Origin of the sequence: Neopoerus faecalis, from assembly GCF_029218125.1 — a bacterium.
Classification (GTDB): domain Bacteria; phylum Bacillota; class Clostridia; order Oscillospirales; family Oscillospiraceae; genus Oscillibacter; species Oscillibacter faecalis_A.
The window spans coordinates 1-17,974 of record NZ_JARFXX010000008.1 but is presented as its reverse complement, the minus strand read 5'-3'; the positions used below and the strand labels follow the sequence as shown (position 1 = coordinate 17,974).

General features: G+C 56.9%; 12 protein-coding genes, 4 tRNA genes and 1 pseudogene. 12 read left to right on the top strand and 5 right to left on the bottom strand.

Annotation, left to right across the window (positions count from 1 at the left end; genetic code table 11):
* Positions 1 to 641 precede the first annotated feature (641 nt).
* The 4 genes and pseudogenes from PY311_RS09775 (at position 642) to PY311_RS09760 (ending at position 5,775) form a co-directional block, all read left to right on the top strand.
* A complete protein-coding gene (locus PY311_RS09775; RefSeq protein WP_286148490.1) occupies positions 642 to 1,793 on the top strand; it encodes a tyrosine-type recombinase/integrase in 1,152 nt (383 codons plus the stop codon).
* Between the two features lie 483 nt (positions 1,794 to 2,276).
* Entirely contained in the window at positions 2,277 to 3,107 is an 831-nt protein-coding gene (locus PY311_RS09770; RefSeq protein WP_286148489.1) for a TraX family protein, read from the top strand.
* A 125-nt stretch (positions 3,108 to 3,232) separates the two neighbouring features.
* Positions 3,233 to 3,355: pseudogene (locus tag PY311_RS09765) on the top strand (DUF3847 domain-containing protein); the annotation flags it as partial.
* A gap of 1,268 nt (positions 3,356 to 4,623) precedes the next feature.
* Positions 4,624 to 5,775 (top strand): tyrosine-type recombinase/integrase, encoded by a 1,152-nt coding sequence (locus tag PY311_RS09760; RefSeq protein ID WP_286148488.1) that lies wholly within the window; start codon positions 4,624 to 4,626, stop codon positions 5,773 to 5,775.
* Positions 5,776 to 5,892: 117 nt separating this feature from the next.
* Here PY311_RS09760 and PY311_RS09755 read toward each other — a convergent pair.
* The 3 genes from PY311_RS09755 to PY311_RS09745 form a co-directional block, all read right to left on the bottom strand.
* Positions 5,893 to 5,968 (bottom strand) — tRNA-Met (locus PY311_RS09755).
* Positions 5,969 to 5,979: 11 nt separating this feature from the next.
* Positions 5,980 to 6,065: transfer RNA gene (locus tag PY311_RS09750), tRNA-Leu, on the bottom strand.
* A 118-nt stretch (positions 6,066 to 6,183) separates the two neighbouring features.
* A tRNA-Gly gene (locus tag PY311_RS09745) sits at positions 6,184 to 6,257 on the bottom strand.
* A 115-nt stretch (positions 6,258 to 6,372) separates the two neighbouring features.
* Between PY311_RS09745 and PY311_RS09740 the strand changes: the two genes are divergently transcribed.
* Positions 6,373 to 7,497 (top strand): D-alanyl-D-alanine carboxypeptidase family protein, encoded by a 1,125-nt coding sequence (locus PY311_RS09740; RefSeq protein WP_286148487.1) that lies wholly within the window; start codon positions 6,373 to 6,375, stop codon positions 7,495 to 7,497.
* Positions 7,498 to 7,829: 332 nt separating this feature from the next.
* On the opposite strand, the gene PY311_RS09735 is transcribed toward PY311_RS09740, so the two are convergent.
* Positions 7,830 to 7,921 (bottom strand) — tRNA-Ser (locus PY311_RS09735).
* A gap of 273 nt (positions 7,922 to 8,194) precedes the next feature.
* Between PY311_RS09735 and rpsF the strand changes: the two genes are divergently transcribed.
* From rpsF to PY311_RS09700, 7 genes are all read left to right on the top strand, one after another.
* Complete coding sequence (gene rpsF / locus PY311_RS09730; protein ID WP_286148486.1) at positions 8,195 to 8,491, top strand: 30S ribosomal protein S6; 297 nt, start codon at positions 8,195 to 8,197, stop codon at positions 8,489 to 8,491.
* Positions 8,492 to 8,501: 10 nt separating this feature from the next.
* Positions 8,502 to 8,948 (top strand): single-stranded DNA-binding protein, encoded by a 447-nt coding sequence (locus tag PY311_RS09725; RefSeq protein WP_286148485.1) that lies wholly within the window; start codon positions 8,502 to 8,504, stop codon positions 8,946 to 8,948.
* Positions 8,949 to 8,972: 24 nt separating this feature from the next.
* On the top strand, positions 8,973 to 9,227 hold the full coding sequence (gene rpsR, locus PY311_RS09720; protein ID WP_286148484.1) for a 30S ribosomal protein S18: 255 nt from the start codon (positions 8,973 to 8,975) through the stop codon (positions 9,225 to 9,227).
* 208 nt (positions 9,228 to 9,435) lie between these two features.
* A complete protein-coding gene (gene recO, locus PY311_RS09715) occupies positions 9,436 to 10,218 on the top strand; it encodes a DNA repair protein RecO (protein WP_286148483.1) in 783 nt (260 codons plus the stop codon).
* Positions 10,219 to 10,274: 56 nt separating this feature from the next.
* Positions 10,275 to 12,665, top strand: coding sequence for an endonuclease MutS2 (locus PY311_RS09710; protein ID WP_286148482.1), 2,391 nt, complete (start codon positions 10,275 to 10,277; stop codon positions 12,663 to 12,665).
* A 90-nt stretch (positions 12,666 to 12,755) separates the two neighbouring features.
* The gene (locus PY311_RS09705; protein WP_286148481.1) at positions 12,756 to 13,256 is read left to right on the top strand and encodes a deoxycytidylate deaminase; all 501 of its coding nucleotides are present in this window, start codon (positions 12,756 to 12,758) and stop codon (positions 13,254 to 13,256) included.
* Between the two features lie 18 nt (positions 13,257 to 13,274).
* Positions 13,275 to 15,581: a polysaccharide pyruvyl transferase family protein gene (locus PY311_RS09700; protein ID WP_286148480.1), complete on the top strand. Its 2,307-nt coding sequence runs from the start codon at positions 13,275 to 13,277 to the stop codon at positions 15,579 to 15,581.
* Positions 15,582 to 15,659: 78 nt separating this feature from the next.
* Here PY311_RS09700 and PY311_RS09695 read toward each other — a convergent pair.
* The coding region (locus PY311_RS09695) for an S-layer homology domain-containing protein (RefSeq protein ID WP_286148479.1) at positions 15,660 to 17,974 on the bottom strand (2,315 nt) is incomplete at its 5' end.

Genomic DNA, 17,974 nt, shown 5'->3' with positions numbered 1-17,974 from the left:
TGTAAGCCGCTGTGTGCGCGGTTCAGGGCTGGGGTGGCGTGTGTACCCGCTTTCGCCCACGAAAGCGAACGTGGGCCGTTTGTACCGGAGGTGTTGAAGACCGTGTGGACAATGTGCTGGAAACGTTGGTATGACTGCGTTTCCTGCGCTTTTCACGGCTTTTTCGAGGACGAAAAAGAAAGCAGGATAAAGGGCTGGCGTCGGAACCGACGCTCTGCCCAATCACTTCTGCCCGCAGTGCGGGCAGTTGACGGGGGTTTCAACGCAGTCGGTTGTGGCGTCTTTTGAAGAAAATTTCAGAGCGGCTGGCGTCTTGGTTCCCGCAAACGCAGATGTCCCAAGGATTTTGGTGGTGCCTTGTGGCCGTTTTGGAAGGAAATCGAGGTAATCACCTTCGCGTAATCAATGGTGCAGGGCAAGCGTGTTTTGAGTCACCGCAGTCAATGAAAAGAGACTTTCAAGCGTTCAAAAATCGCACCGCTGTAACTAAAGAGAACGCCCCCGGCAGCGCAGAAATTGCGCCGCAATAGACAAAGATAAGGCGTCCTCTTCAAATGATAACTTTCTGATAACTGTTCCGTTTTCTGGTAGCTTTTCCCTCTTGGCTACGGTATTGTTCGTTGGCAAAGGAGGCTGATTTTATGCCAAAGCGACGAGCAAACGGCGAGGGCAACATCCGAAAGCGAAAGGATGGCCGCTGGGAGGGCCGGTACACTGTCGGTCACGATCCGGAAACCGGAAAGGCCATCATCAAAAATGTCCTCGGCAAGACACAAGCGGAAGTAAAAGAAAAGCTGAAAAAGGCCATCGAAGAAAATGTGGGAATCGACTATGGACGGGCCAAGACCTACACTGTGGGTAACTGGTTAGAAGTGTGGTACGAGAACTATGCCAAAATCAAAATGCGCCCATCCACCTACCTGACCTATCATGGCTACATTGAAAACCACATCAAGCCGCAGCTCGGCAAGATCCCGTTGAATGATCTGACAACGCTGCATCTGCAACAGTTCTACAAGAAATTGTTGGCAGAAGGGCGGGTAGAGCGAATCGAAGCACACAAGCAGCCCAAGGGACTGAGTGCCAAAACAGTGCGCAACATCCATCAAATCATTTCCTCTGCCCTGAAGCTGGCAATCGAGCAGCGGCTGATCGCCCGCAATCCGGCAGACGGCTGCGCGTTGCCGAAGGCGGAGCGCAAGGAAATGCAGACGCTTCCTGTTGAGCAGCTGACGTCCTTCCTCCGCGAGGCAAAAGACAGCGGCGTGTTCGCCCTGTACTATATCGACCTGACCACCGGCCTGCGGCGGGGTGAATTGCTCGGATTAAAATGGTCGGACATTGATTTGGAAAAAGGAGACCTTCGGGTTCAACGGCAGATCGGGCGCATCGACGGCAAGATCATTGAGATGCCGCTGAAAACAAAAAACGCCTACCGCACCCTGCCGCTGTCGGCAGATGCGATAAGCGTTCTGATGCAGCAAAGAAGAAAAACGGGTAACAGCGAGTGGGTGTTTCCCTCGCCCACTGGAGGTCCCATGTCCCCGGACAGCGTGTTGCACATGCTGCATCGAGTCCTAAAGCGGGCAGGGCTGCCGAAGGTGCGTTTCCATGACCTGCGTCACACCTTCGCAACGCTGGCCCTGCAAAACGGAGTGGACATCAAGACCGTGTCTGGCATGCTGGGGCATTTTTCGGCAGGGTTTACGTTGGACACCTACGCTCATGTAACGACCTCCGCCAAGCGTGAAGCGGCAAAAACAATGGGTAACATCCTCTCTGGTGCGGTATAGACCTTTCCGCTATCCGCTCCCGTTGGGGTCAGCGTTTGGGTCAGAAAAAACAGCAAGTAAGTTATTGAGCGCAAAAGTGCGGAAAAAGTCCTGATTTCGCAAGAAATCAGGACTTTCTGGTTGCGGAGACAGGACTCGAACCTGCGACCTCCGGGTTATGAGGCAGTCTCAAGCACAAATCGGAGTCATTTCGGCTCCGATTTGTGCTTTTTACCGCCGTTCGCTCGGCGAATTTTCCGTTGTTTCCGTCCGGCCCTGCCCGCTTTTTTCGGATTCTGGGTCAAAAGTGGGTCAAGCGCAGTCCAGCGAATACCGTTGACCTCCAGAGCAGAATTGACTTACGATTGAGCGAGGAAGTCCGGGCAGAAAACTGTTCGGACTTTTCTCATATATTCCAAAGTTGCGATAGAATTGTTCACGAGTTTTATGGTATAATTTGAATGCGAAAAATCGTAGAATTGGAAGTTGGTAGGAGGTTGCTTTATGAGCCTTGATAGGAAAATAAATCGCATTCAATTTCTCTCAGGAAATTCGTTAAAGGTTATTGCTGTACTGACAATGCTTATTGACCATCTATGTAAAATTGTGCTGCAATGGCTGCTATCAAACTACTGGGGGGCTATGGCAGATAACGGGCAAATGTCGTGGGAGAGATTCCGAGAGATAGATTATTTCATACGGTTTGATTTGCAAAGCATTGGGACGATTGCTTTTCCGCTATTCTGTTTTTTGCTGGCAGAAGGATTCCAACACACAAGAAGTAAAAAACGCTATATTGGGCTGATGCTTGCATTTGCCCTTATTTCAGAAGTTCCATTTGACATAGGTTTCTTTAATGCGTATTCACGAATGGAAGGTACATTTCCGTTTTACTTGAAGTATCAAAATGTATTTTTCACCTTGTTTTTAGGCTTATTGACATTGGTATGCCTTGAAAGATTTTCGTGTAAATCAGACCTACCGGTGGATAGAATAAAATCAGCAGTCCTGCAAGTTCTCAGTGTAGTGCTTTTTTCCGGCATTGCGGAAGGAATCCATTGTGACTACGGTATGCAGGGGATCTTATTCATATCAGCATTTTATATTTGCCGTAATCACCGAATCTATCAAGTGTTGCTGTTCCTTTTGGCTTACATGGGGACAACGGGGAATCAACCGCCTTTATGTACGCTTCTTGCCTGCTTGCTTATTCTACTATACAACGGAAAGCGTGGTAAACTGAAGCTAAAATACTTTTTCTATGTTTTTTATCCAGCACATATCCTTGTCCTGTATTTGATTCAGGTAGGACTCGGAAAATACTTACTGAAATGACTAATTGCAGTTTGTCATACCGAGATTAACAAGTAAATACGGAAAAATAGACCGTTGACACACATCGTCATGTGAAAAAGTCGGCGGTCTTTTTTACTCATTTTCAAAAAAGGAGGTCAAGCACAATGACAAAACCGAAAACCCTTGAACAGCTCCGAGCCGACAAGGAACAAGCCGAGACGCAGCTTGCACAGGAACAGCACAAGCTGGAGCGTCTGGAGAACAGAAAGAAGTATCTGGAACAGGGCGTACAGGCCGCAACTTCGGCAGAAGCGAAAAAGATCACGCAGCCCAGCGGGGCTGCGACGCCTCGGGACAGCGACACGCATAAGCGCATCGCTGTCCCGAAGGCTCTCTGCGTTCTTCGGGAGCGCCTCCGACCAAGACCCAAAAGCGGCAAAGTTTGCCGTTCTGATACCCGGCCCGGGGATGTTCGTGAACGTGCAGCTCGTGTCGAGGGTAATGATAGCGCCCCCACCCAAAACGCCACCTATTTCGGCGTGTGTACCCTTGTGTGCGATTTTTCTCGGAGAGCCGAGTGTGTACAAGCCGCAATTTCGACAGAAACGGAAAAGATCGCGCAGCCCGGCGGGGCCGCGACGCCTGCGGAACAGCGACACGCATGAGCGCATCGCTGTTCCGCAGGCTCTCCGCGTTCTTCGGGAGCACACCCGACCAAGCCCCAAAAGCGGCAAAGTTTGCCGTTCTGATACCTGGCCACGCAGGGTTTCCGAAACGTGTGAAACGCTCCGAGGGTAGAGATACCACCCCCCATCCGAAACGCCCCCCGTTTCGCCCTGTGAGCCGCTGTGTGCGATCCTGTTGGCAAAGGCGAGTGTGTACCCACTTTCATCCGCAAAAGCGAATGTGGGCCGTTTTGCAGGCGATTGCGACAAGAGCTTTTTTGCCGTGTGGTACCCATTGATGGAAGTAGGGGATGGGTGTTTGTAACGGCGTTTGAGAGACCCTTGAAGTCCGTGTGACCAATGCATTAGAAGCGTTGGTATGACTGCGTTTCCTGCGCTTTTCGCAGCTTTTTCGAGGACGAAAAAGAAAGCAGGATAAACGGCTGGCGTCGGAACCGACGCTCTGCCCAATCACTTCTGCCCGCAGTGCGGGCAGTTGACGGGGGTTTCAGCGCAGTCGGTTGTGGCGCCTTTTGAAGAAAATTTCAGAGCGGCTGGCGTCTTAGTTCCCGCAAGCGCAGGCGTCCCAAGGATTTTGGTGGCGCCTTATGGCTGTTTTTGAAGAAAATCAAGGTAATCGCATCCGCATGACCGATGGCGCAGGTCGCACACATTTTGCGCCGCTGTAGTCAATGAAAAGAGACTTTCAAGCGTTCAAAAATCGCACCGCTGTAACCAAAGAGAACGCCCCGGCAGCGCAAAAATTGCGTCGCAATAGGCAAAGAAAAGAGCGATGCAAAGCAGATGATAACTTTCTGATAACAGTTCGACTTTCGGGTAGCTTTGTTCCCTTGGTTACGGTATTGTTCGTTGCGAAAGGGGCTGATACCATGCCAAAGCGACGAGCAAACGGCGAGGGCAACATCCGAAAGCGAAAGGATGGCCGCTGGGAGGGCCGGTACACTGTCGGTCACGATCCGGAAACCGGAAAGGCCATCATCAAAAATGTCCTCGGCAAGACACAAGCGGAAGTAAAAGAAAAGCTGAAAAAGGCCATCGAAGAAAATGTGGGAATCGACTATGGACGGGCCAAGACCTACACTGTGGGTAACTGGTTAGAAGTGTGGTACGAGAACTATGCCAAAATCAAAATGCGCCCATCCACCTACCTGACCTATCATGGCTACATTGAAAACCACATCAAGCCGCAGCTCGGCAAGATCCCGTTGAATGATCTGACAACGCTGCATCTGCAACAGTTCTACAAGAAATTGTTGGCAGAAGGGCGGGTAGAGCGAATCGAAGCACACAAGCAGCCCAAGGGACTGAGTGCCAAAACAGTGCGCAACATCCATCAAATCATTTCCTCTGCCCTGAAGCTGGCAATCGAGCAGCGGCTGATCGCCCGCAATCCGGCAGACGGCTGCGCGTTGCCGAAGGCGGAGCGCAAGGAAATGCAGACGCTTCCTGTTGAGCAGCTGACGTCCTTCCTCCGCGAGGCAAAAGACAGCGGCGTGTTCGCCCTGTACTATATCGACCTGACCACCGGCCTGCGGCGGGGTGAATTGCTCGGATTAAAATGGTCGGACATTGATTGGGAAAAAGGAGACCTTCGGGTTCAACGGCAGATCGGGCGCATCGACGGCAAGATCATTGAGATGCCGCTGAAAACAAAAAACGCCTACCGCACCCTGCCGCTGTCGGCAGATGCGATAAGCGTTCTGATGCAGCAAAGAAGAAAAACGGGTAACAGCGAGTGGGTGTTTCCCTCGCCCACTGGAGGTCCCATGTCCCCGGACAGCGTGTTGCACATGCTGCATCGAGTCCTAAAGCGGGCAGGGCTGCCGAAGGTGCGTTTCCATGACCTGCGTCACACCTTCGCAACGCTGGCCCTGCAAAACGGAGTGGACATCAAGACCGTGTCTGGCATGCTGGGGCATTTTTCGGCAGGGTTTACGTTGGACACCTACGCTCATGTAACGACCTCCGCCAAGCGTGAAGCGGCAAAAACAATGGGTAACATCCTCTCTGGTGCGGTATAGACCTTTCCGCTATCCGCTCCCGTTGGGGTCAGCGTTTGGGTCAGAAAAAACAGCAAGTAAGTTATTGAGCGCAAAAGTGCGGAAAAAGTCCTGATTTCGCAAGAAATCAGGACTTTCTGGTTGCGGAGACAGGACTCGAACCTGCGACCTCCGGGTTATGAGCCCGACGAGCTACCAACTGCTCTACTCCGCGATATTTGATTTTGGTGCCGGTGACCGGACTCGAACCGGTACAGTATTGCTACCGGGAGATTTTAAGTCTCCTGTGTCTACCATTCCACCACACCGGCAGCTTTTCGGCAACAATTAGAATATCATATCTTTCATAGACTGTCAAGGAAAATCTTTTCTTTTCCTGAAAAAAGCGGAGGCGGGGTGTCAAAACAGGTGTCTTGACACCCCGTTTTATGGAGCGGCTGATGGGAGTCGAACCCACCTATGCAGCTTGGGAAGCTGCCGTTCTACCGATGAACTACAGCCGCGTGAACAAGGGTATTATAGCAGACTCTTTTCTGATTTGCAACACGAAAAATGACGATGGCATGAAGTTCTTTCCCCGCTCATACAATAGGAGCGATCAGAAAGGGGAGGGGCGCTATGAAAAAAGCTCTGTCGCTGCTGCTGGCGGTACTGCTGCTGAACGGCGGCGCTTATGCGCTGGAGGTAACGGCGCCGTCGGCGCTGCTGATGGAAAAGGACACCGGCACGGTGCTGTTCGCGAAAAACGAGCATGAGCGGCTGGAACCGGCCAGCGTGACGAAGATCATGACGCTGCTGCTGACCATGGAGGCTATCGACAGCGGCGCGCTGCGCTATGAGGACACTGTGACCGCCTCACCTCACGCCTGCTCTATGGGCGGCAGTCAGATCTGGCTGAAGGAGGGGGAGCAGCTTACGGTGGACGAAATGCTCAAGGCCGTGTGCGTGGTGTCCGCCAACGATTGCGCCGTGGCGCTGGCGGAGCACATCGCCGGCAGTGAGGAGGCCTTTGTGGAGCGGATGAACCAGCGGGCGGCGGAGCTTGGCATGGCGGATACTGTGTTCAAAAATGCCTGCGGCCTCCCGGCAGAGGGGCATGTGACTTCGGCCTATGACATTGCCCTGATGAGCCGGGAGCTGATGCTGCATCACCCGGATATCCGCAAATATACCACCGTCTGGATGGACACCTTGCGGGGAGGGGCATCCTCATTGGTGAACACCAATAAGCTGGTGCGGTTCTATGAGGGAACCACCGGCCTGAAAACCGGCTCCACCAACGCTGCCGGGTATTGCATTTCCGCCACGGCGGAGCGGGACGGGATGGAGCTTATCGCGGTGATTCTGAACGGAAAGACTTCCGCCCAGCGATTTCAGGATGCGCAGACGCTGCTGAACTACGGCTTTTCCGCCTATGCGCTGAAGACGATCGTGCCGGAGGAGCCGCTGCCGCCGGTAAAGGTGACGCTGGGCAGTCAGGCTACCGTGCAGCCGGTGCCGGGGCCGGAGAACAAGCTGCTTCTGGAAAAGGCAAAGGCCGGGACACTGAGCCAATCCGTTACGCTGGAGCCGGCGGTGCAGGCACCGGTGGCGGCGGGGGACCGTTTGGGAACGCTGACCATCACCGTCGGGGAGGAAACGGTGGCGGAACTGCCCCTGCTGGCAGGGGAGGCGGTGCCGCGCATTACCTTCCGGCAAATGCTGCCCCGGGTATGGAAACTGGCGTGCCTTGCGGGGGGATGAGAATAGAATTACACGGAAAATGGATGTGAAGAAACGGGGAAGGACACGGCATAGCCGTGTTGAGACTGTCGATAAAGTGGTAAATCCTCCGCAACGGTAAGGAAGGGTGTGCGCGGGAAACCCAAGAAGGGTGTCCTGCGCCATTGAAATCCTTAGTTTTCAGAACTTTTATGAAGTTCTGAAAACTTGTTCAGCGGGGAGAAAAGACTTTTTCGACACGCTGGACACGGCATAGCCGTGTTCCCCTTGCTTTCCGATTCCCCCGCAGGATAAGTTTGCGCGGCAAACCTCCGCCAAAAAGGAACACCACCCATCAGGGTGGTGTTCCTTTTTGGCGGAGATGGAGAGATTCGAACTCTCGCGCGCTTTTAAGGCGCCTACCGCATTTCGAGTGCGGACCCTTCAACCGCTTGGGTACATCTCCGAATATAAAATTGTGCGTTTGCGCGCTGCGGGAAATGCTTTCTGGTGGACATCGCTTTACAAGATACTTATTATACCACACTTTTTCCTGTTTTGCAAGAGAAAAGCGCCGCCGTGGCCGCAAAGGACCCGGCCTTCAAAAAATAATCGGAAAATTGAAGAATTTTCTTGACATTTCCCGGATTTCTTATATAATAATATGGCTTGCAGTATGCAGGCAAATCCTTGCTCTCATCTGAGAATGAGGGCCAATTGTCCAAAAGGAGGTGCAAATATGGCAAAGATTTCTGCCAATTATGAGGTCGTGTTCGTGCTCGACCCTGCACAGGGTGAGGAGGCTATCGCCGCCCAGGTGGCGAACTTCAAGGCTCTGGCTGAGCAGAACGGCTCCGACGTTGTTGTGGAGGAGTGGGGTACCCGCAAGCTGGCTTATCCCATCAACTACAAGACCGAAGGCTACTATGTGCTGATGACGTTCGTCAGCGGCCCGGCGTTCCCCCGCGAGCTGGATCGTAAGCTGCGGATCGCCGAAGGCGTTATGCGTTCTTTGATCGTCTGCAAGGACGAGTAAGGAGCAGCGTATGCTGAACAAAATCATTCTCATGGGCCGTTTGACCCGTGACCCCGAGCTGCGGCGCACCGGAACCGGTACCGCCGTGACGTCCTTCTCTCTGGCTGTTGATCGGGATTTCAAGTCCCAGTCCGGCGAAAAGGAGACGGATTTTATCGACATTGTGGCATGGCGTTCCACCGCCGAGTTTGTCAGCAAGTATTTCACCAAGGGCCGTATGGCCGTGGTGGAGGGCCGGCTGCAGATTCGGGACTGGACCGACAAGGACGGCGGCAAGCGCCGCAGCGCCGAGGTTGTGGCCGACAATGTCTACTTCGGGGACTCCAAGCGCGATGGCGGCGATTCCTCCGGGTACAGCGCCGCGCCCGCTTATAAAAATGCCGCCCCAAGCAATTTCAATGCAGGCGGCTCTGACTTCGCCGAGATCGGTGAGGATGACGGCGAACTGCCGTTCTGATATTACTAAAAGGAGGAAGCAATCATGGCTTTCGATCGTGAAGCTCGTCCCGCTCGCCCCGCCCGCGGCAACAAGCGCCGTAAGGTCTGCCAGTTCTGCGCCGAGAAGTGCGAGAGCATCGATTATAAGGACGCCGCCAAGCTGCGTCGTTTCGTTTCTGAGCGTTCCAAGATTCTGCCCCGTCGGACCACCGGCACCTGCGCCATGCATCAGCGTCAGCTGACTGAGGCCATTAAGCGTGCCCGTCAGATCGCTCTGCTGCCCTACGTCACCGACTAAGGCGCGGCAAGCATTGTTCTGTATTTAAGAAACCGGAAGCAACGCTTCCGGTTTCTTTTTTTTGCGTTGGGGGGCTTTTTGGCCGCAGGCGGAAAAGCAGCTTTTTCTCCGCTTTGCGCGATTTTGCGGCGGGAAGAACTTGGAATCCGCTGTATTTCTTGAAATGCTTCCGGGATATGCTATAATAAAGAGCAGATGGCCTGATATCGTGGGCATAGGTGGTGAGAAGGTGGCCGGGACGCCGTATATCGTGACAAGGGGCGTGGTCCTGCGGGAAACGGAGACCCGGGACGCCGACAAAATTCTGACCGTTCTGACTGCGGAGCAGGGTAAGATCGCGGTCATTGCCCGGGGGGCGCGGCGCAAGAGCTGCAAATTTGCCGCCTGCGCCCAGCCGCTGGCCTATTCGGAGTGGACGCTCTACAAAAAGGGCGATTGGTACTACGCTAACGAGGGCACCACGCTGGATCTGTTCGCCGGATTGCGGACGGATTTGGCGGCTATGGTGCTGGGGTTTTACTTCGCGGAACTGACGGAGGCCGTTGCCACAGAGGACGCGCCCCATCAGGAGCTTTTAAGTCACCTTTTGAATGGGCTGTACGCCATCTCCGTGCTGCACAAGCCACTGCCCTTGGTGAAAGCGGCCTTTGAGTTGAAGCTATTGTGCCTTGCGGGGTATGCGCCGCTGGCGGACACCTGCGCCTACTGCGGGCGGCAGGACCCGGAGCAGCCGTTTTTCGATGTGTTGGACGGTGTGCTCCGCTGTGGCACCTGCGGGGGCGGCGAGCGGCGGGGACTGCCGCTGTGCCCGGATTCCCTTGCGGCGTTGCGGCACATTGTCTACGGCGATGCCAAGCGGCTGTATTCCTTTACGCTGGGGTCGGAGGCCCAGAAGCGGCTGTCCGCCGCGGCGGAGGCATTCCTCGCCGCGCAGTTGGAGCGGGGCTTCAAAACGTTGGACTTTTACAAGAGCGTACAGGGTATGGCATGAGTGAAAATTGAAATACATCGTAACTTAGGAAATTAAAAATACGATCAGGAGTAACTATGAGCGAATTATTCGATAAATCCATCCGTACATTGGAGCTGCCCCGGGTCTTGCAGCTGTTGGCGGATCAGGCGGTCAGCGAGGAGGCCAAGGCGCTGGCGCTGGCTGTCCGGCCGGAAACGGACTACGAGGATGTGCTGCGCCTGCTGGATCAGACGGACGGTGCCCGCACCATGAGCGCCCTTCACGGCGCGCCGGGCTTTTCCGGCGTGAAGCCGGTGCGGGAGCTGCTGGACCGGGCAGACCGTGGCGGCAGCCTCAATCTCCCGGAGCTGATTCGCATCGGCGATCTGCTGTATTCTGCCAGACGGGCCAAGGAGTATTTCAATGCGGATAATATGGAGTCAACAGCCCTTGATTCGCTGTTCCTGTCCCTTCACGGCAACCGTTTTTTGGAGGATAAAATTCGCCGCTGCATTCCGGATGAAAATACCGTGGCGGACGCCGCCAGCCCGGAGCTGGGGGATATCCGCCGCCATATGCGCTCGGCGCTGGCCAAAAGTCGCCAGATTTTGCAGAAAATCATTTCCTCTCCCAGCTATTCCAAGGTCTTGCAGGAGAACATCATCACCCAGCGGGACGGGCGCTTTGTGGTGCCGGTGAAGGCGGACCAGAAGGGCAATCTGCCGGGACTTGTTCACGATGTTTCCTCCACCGGAGCCACTGTGTTTGTGGAGCCTATGGGGGTGGTGCAGGCCAATAACGAGTACGCGGAGCTGCAGGCCAAGGAGCAGGCGGAGATCGACCGCATTTTAGCGGAGCTGTCCGCTGACGCTGCCGCCCACCGGGAGGATATTCTGTGGGACCATGACACGCTGGTGCGGCTGGATCTGATTTTCGCCCGGGGTGAGCTGAGCTACAAAATGAACGCTGTCCGGCCGCTGGTGCGGCGGGACGGGGCCATCCGCCTGCGGAAAGCCCGGCACCCGCTGCTGGACCCGAAAAAGGCGGTGCCCATCGACATTGAGCTGGGCGGCGCCTTTGATACACTGGTCATTACCGGCCCCAATACCGGCGGCAAGACTGTCAGTTTGAAAACGCTGGGGCTGCTGACGCTGATGACCCAGTGCGGCCTGCACATTCCAGCCGGGGACCGCAGCGAGGTGTCTGTCTATGAGCGGGTGCTGGCGGACATCGGTGATGAGCAGAGCATCGAGCAGAGCCTCTCTACCTTCTCCGCCCACATGAAAACCATTGTCTCCATTCTGGAGGAAGCGGACCGTGACAGTCTGATTCTCTTTGACGAGCTGGGGGCCGGAACGGACCCCATTGAGGGCGCGGCACTGGCCATTGCCATCATCCAGCACGTGCGGGCACTGGGAGCGAAGTCTGCCGCCACCACGCACTATGCGGAGCTGAAGACCTTTGCCATGACCACGCCGGGGGTGGAAAACGCCTCCTGTGAGTTCAATGTGGAGACCCTGAGCCCCACGTACCGGCTGCTCATCGGCATTCCCGGCAAGTCCAACGCCTTTGCCATCTCCCGGCGGCTTGGACTGCCGGAGGCTGTCATCACGGACGCACAGAGTCAGATCAGCGGAGATACCGTGCGGTTCGAGGATGTGCTGACGCAGTTGGAGGAAAAGCGGCAGGCATTGGAAAAGCGGGAGCAGGAGGCGGACCGCCTCTACCGCCAGCGGGAGGAGGACGCACGAAAGGCCCGGGAGTTCCGGGAGCAGATGCAGCGGGCCAAGGACAATGCCCGCAGCCGGGGCGAGGCCGAGGCCAAGCGCATTCTGCGGGATGCCCGCTCCGCGTCCGACGCCGTGTTTGCCGAGCTGGAGAAAATGCGGAAGGAGCAAGCTAAGGCCGAGCGGACCATAAATGCCAACGAGGCCCGGGCGGAGCTGCGCCGCCAGCTCAACGAGGCGGAGGAGGCTGTGGACAAATACGATGCCCGGCAGGCCCCCATCCCCAAGCCCAGCCGCCCCATTCAAAAGGGCGACCTTGTGGAGATTCCCGGCATCAGCACTCCGGCGGAGGTGGTGAGCGTCGGCAGTGACGGAACGCTGCAGCTCAAGGCGGGCATTCTGAAGATGAAGGCCGAGGCCAATGAGGTGCGGCTCATTGAGGACGATGAGCGGGCGGCCATAAAGAAAAAGGCCCCGAGACCGGTGCGGAGCAGCGTAATGGGGCTGCGCACCGCCGCCAGCCGGGAGCTGGACATCCGGGGCATGGAGACACTGGAGGCGGAGAGCGTAGTGGAAACGTTCCTCTCCAGCGCGGTGATGGGCCATCTGGAGACCGTCACCATTATCCACGGCAAGGGCACCGGCGCACTGCGGAAGGCGGTGCATGAGATTCTGCGGCGGAACAAGAACGTGAAGTCCTTCCGCCTCGGCGTTTACGGCGAGGGCGAGAGTGGCGTCACGGTGGTGACGATGAAATAACGTACCGCCCTTGGCAAGAGGGCAGAGACTGTGATAAAATAGGCGAAAATACGGCGATATGGCCGGTGAGACTTGCGGGGGGGACAACCCATGGAACGAATCAGTAAAGAAAATTATTATCTGGATATTGCCGAAACCGTTTTGGAGCGGGCTACCTGCCTGCGGCGGGTCTACGGCGCTATTATCGTGAAAAACGATGAGATTATCTCCACCGGGTACAACGGTGCGCCACGGGGGCGGGCCAACTGCGTAGATATGGGCTATTGCTCCCGGGAGGCCATGAACGTCCCCCGTGGGGAGCGGTACGAGCTGTGCCGCAGCGTCCATGCCGAGGCCAACGCCATCATTTCCGCCTCCCGGCGGGATATGGTAGGCGGCACCATTTATCTGGTGGGGCGTAACGCCGCCACCGGGGAGCTGCTGCCGGATGCCACCTCCTGCCTTATGTGCCGCCGCATGGTCATCAATGCGGGGCTTGAGCGGGTGGTCATCCGCCGGACGAAAACGGAGTTTGAGGTGGTGCCTGTGGAGACGTGGATCGCCGAGGACGACCTCATGACCCCAGAAAATGTGGTCATGGACTTGAAGTAACGGAAAGGAAGTAGCTTTTTGAAAGCGGGACTTGTCACCTTTTACCATATCCACCACTACGGCGCGCTGCTTCAGGCTGCCGCCACGGAGCGGGCTGTGGAGTCGCTGGGGTGGGACTGCGAGATCGTGGACTACTATGTCAATCAGGACAACGCGCTGTTCCGACGGCCCACAGGGCTTGGCTCTGCCGCTCATGACGCCCACACGGCCCTGCACTATGGGGCGCTCTCGGAGCGCTACCGGCGGTTTGAGCAGTTCAGCCGGGAGCGGCTGCACATCTCGGCGCGGCACTATCGGAGCTGGGACGAGCTGGCGGCGGGGGCACTGCCCTACGATGTGCTTCTCTCCGGCAGCGACCAGATCTGGAACCCGAAAATTTTCCCGGATGGGCGCTTTGACCCGGTGTTTTTCGGCACGTTTTCCCAAAAGCGCCGCATTGCCTACGCGCCCTCCTTCGGCATCCCGGTTATCCCGGAGGGGATGCAGACGGAGCTGAAGGGCTATTTAGAGGGCTTTTCCCATCTTTCCGCCCGGGAGCGGCAGGGCTGCGCCATTATCGCGGACACGGCCGGCCGAGAGGCGGCGGAGGTGCTGGACCCCACGCTGCTGCTGACAGCGGAGCAGTGGGCCGCCATGGCAAACCACCCGGCGGACTATCCCGCCGGCGGGTACATTCTCTGCTACTGCATCAGTGCTCCCGGCGCCCTGACGCCATATGTGGAGCGTCTGGCGGCGGAGACGGGGCTGCCGGTGGTGCAGCTCTGCGGCATTCGCCGAAGGGTTCACCCCAAGGCCCGGCAGATCTTGGATGCGGGCCCGGCGGAGTTTCTGAGCCTGTTCCGAAATGCTGCCTATGTGGTGACCAATTCCTTCCATGGGACAGTATTTTCCGTTCAGTTCCACCGGCCGTTTTTCACCACGGTGTCTCCGGCAGAGCTGGCGGCGCCGGAGCGCTCCCGAACGGCGAGCATCCTTGGCCGCTTGGGGCTGACGGACCGGGTCATCGGCACAGGCAGCACCGCGGCGCTGGACGCTTCTATCGACTGGGAAAGGGTGGAGGCGGCGCTGACCGCCGCCCGGGGGGCTTCCTTTGCGTATCTTTCCGCCGCGCTGGAAAACCGGCTCTATGCGCCGGAAAAGCAGACAGAGCAGGGCGCGGCAAGCGTTCCGAGACTGGCGGACCGAAGCCGCTGTACCGGCTGCACGGCCTGCGCCGCCGGGTGCCCTAAGAATGCTATCCGCATGGTGCGGGACCGGACGGGATTTGATTTCCCGGAGGTCGATTTGGATCAATGCGTCCACTGCGGGCGTTGCACAAGCATCTGCCCGCTGCTCCATGAACGGGGACCGGCGCATCTGCCGGCGGCCTTTGCTGCGTGGAACCGGGACGCGGCCGTGCGGCGAGATTCTACCTCCGGCGGCGCTTTTACCGCTATTGCGGACTATGTGCTGGAGGGCGGCGGCGTGGTATTCGGCGCGGCGCTGGACGGACAGCAGCATTTGCGGCACGTTGCCTGCTTCCGCAAGGAGGACCTGTGGCGGCTGCGGGGGGCCAAATATGTCCAGAGCGATCTTTCCGGTGTGTTCCGGGAGGTGAAGGAGGCCCTGAAAACAAGACCGGTACTGTTCACCGGCACGCCTTGTCAGGTGGACGGGCTGTACCACTATCTTGGCGGGCGGCCGGAAAATCTGACTACCTGTGATTTGGTTTGCCATGGGGTGCCCTCTCCCGGCGTGTGGGAGGCGGAGGCACGGGCCATTGAGGCGAAAAAGCGGAAGCAGTTGGCCAATGTGCGCTTCCGCGATAAGGTGGAGGGCTGGAAAAACAGCCATTTCACCGTAGCCTATACGGACGGAACCGTGGATTCCGCGCCGCTGTTCGCCACAGGCTTTGGCCGGGCGTTCGGACGGGCGCTGTTTCTGCGGCAGAGCTGTCACTGCTGCCAATATACGAATTTGAACCGGCCCGGCGATTTTACGCTGGGAGACCTTTGGGGACTGAAGCCGGAGGAATTCGCCGAGCAGCAGCACGAGGGCATCAGCCTGCTGCTGGTGAACACGCCCCACGGCAGCTATGTCTTTGACAAGCTGGCGCTGGCCTGCCGGCCGTTCCCGGTGGAACGGGCCGTGGCGGGCAATCCCCGGCTGGCGGGGCCCATTGCCCCGGCAGCGGATCGGGCGGCGTTTTTCGCGAGCTATGCCGTGGAGCCGTTTGCGGCGGTACGGCGGCGGTTTTTCAAGCTGCCGAGCCTGCCGGTGCGGGCGGCGGGACGGCTGCTGAGCCCGGAGGTCAAGGAGAAAATCAGACGGAAATTAAAAAAATAAGGCGCGTGTTGCACAAAAACGTGCAACAAAGGGGCACTATCCGATGGATAGTGCCCCTTTGTTTATGCGATGTGGAATTTATTTGTTGTAGTTCCGCATTCTCCAGACGATAGCGGAAACCTGACCGCGGGTGAGGGTGTTATTGGGCTTATAGGTGCTGGAGCCGTTGGCAAAATAGCCCTCGATAATACCGGCGGCATTCAAAGCCTGCACGTAGACGTCGTTGGTGTCGGTGAAGGGCTTCTTGTTGGAGAGATTGGTGACGGAGAGCTTCATGGCCTTAGCGGCAATCTGGGCAATCTGGAGCCGGGTGATGGAGCCGTTGAGCTTGGGATTGCCCTCTACCAGACCATCGGCCTTGGCGCGGGTCAGATAGCCGCTGAAGGTGCTGCCCTTTGTGGTGGGCGCCTGCTCAGAGTAGCCGGCGGCCAGCATGATGAGCTTCAGCGCCGCGCCGTAGGTGATGGTGTTCTTCTCCTGGAAGGAGCCGTTGGAATAGCCGGAGATGATATTGGCGTCGGAAAGCTCTGTGATGTACTTATAGCACCATGTAGAGGTGGAGATGTCGGTGAACTTCTTCACGCTGTTGACAATACCGATGCTCACCGTACCGGCGGCAATGGCGGTACCGCTGCTGCCCAGCGCCACGTAGGGAATGGAAACGGAGCCGGTATAGGCGCCATTAGGAACAAAGCGGAGCTGAGTCATGGAGTCGGAGTTGCTGGTATAGCTATAATTCGTGGTGAGGTCAGCACGGGTGGAGCCGCAGTACAGCACGCCGGAGGTGGCGGTGGGCAGCTCCAGAAGCTGGATGGAGGCAAGGCCGGAACCGGTGGCGGCAGACACGGCGCTGTACACGGAGGAGGCCGGGAAGCTGACAGAGGTACCCTTGGTGGCCACAGTGTACACCTCAGCCACGGCGGAGGCCGTGACGGAAATGAGAATGCTGCCGGTGACGGTGCTGCCATCGGAGCCGTAGGCCGCGAAGGAGACCGCCGTGCAGTAATTGCTGCCGCTGGGGATGTAGGTCAGCTCGGACAGGGCGTACTCACTGGTGCTGGAGGGGCTGAAGGAGAACACCTTGCCGGAGGCGGAGGAGGACGTCAGCTGCATACGGCTGGAAACACCGTACTGGCTGGTGCCGTAATAGTTATAGTACAGGCTGCCGGTAGAGGGAATGCCGGTGAGGACCACATACCGCAGCGCGGCGCCAGGGACGTTCTTGCTGTAGAACCGGGCAAGGTCATTGGGGTTGATCTGAAGCGCGGTGCTGGGAGTGGTGCTGTAGCGGATGTTGCCGCTGTAGCGGGAGACCGTGGAACTGTTGGCGCCGGTGGAAATGACCAGTGTGCCGGAGGCGGACTGGTTGGTCTTGGAGCCGGAGCCGCCGTAGACGGTGAAGGAGAGCTTGACGGGGCCGGAGAAGCTCTTGTCGGAGACAAAGCTCAACTGGTCAAGGTCATAATCGCCGTAGTCACTGTCGCTGTAGTAGAATTTGTAACTATTCAGTTCACTGCGGGAGAAGTAAGTCTCCTTGCTCTTGCCGTAGCGGTAGTAGATATAACCGTCAGCATAGTCGGAGCTGGAGGGACGGTCAAAGACCACGTACTTGAAGGTGCCGGAGCAGTTGTTGTCATAGAACTTATCAAAATCCCGGCCGCTGAGGGAAACGGAATCATTGGCCTTGACAGTGTAGGTGATGTCCCCCTTGGAGGAGGAAGAGCTGCCGGTGGTAGAGATGATGAGCGTGCCGGAGGCGGACTGGTTGGTCTTGGAGCCGGAGCCGCCGTAGACGGTGAAGGAGAGCTTGACGGGGCCGGTAAAGCTCCTGTCGGAGACAAAGCTCAGCTCGTCAAGGTCATAATCACCGTAGTCACTGTCGCTGTAGTAGAATTTGTAACTATTCAGTTCACTGCGGGAGAAGTAAGTCTCCTTGCTCTTGCCGTAGCGGTAGTAGATATAACCGTCAGCATAGTCGGAGCTGGAGGGACGGTCAAAGACCACGTACTTGAAAGTGCCGGAGCAGTTGTTGTCATAGAACTTATCAAAATCCCGGCCGCTGAGGGAAACGGAATCATTGGCCTTGACAGTGTAGGTGACGTCCCCCTTGGAGGAGGAAGAGCTGCCGGTGGTAGAGATGATGAGCGTGCCGGAGGCGGACTGGTTGGTCTTGGAGCCGGAGCCGCCGTAGACGGTGAAGGAGAGCTTGACGGGGCCGGAGAAGCTCTTGTCGGAGACAAAGCTCAACTGGTCAAGGTCATAATCGCCGTAGTCACTGTCGCTGTAGTAGAATTTGTAACTATTCAGTTCACTGCGGGAGAAGTAAGTCTCCTTGCTCTTGCCGTAGCGGTAGTAGATATAACCGTCAGCATAGTCGGAGCTGGAGGGACGGT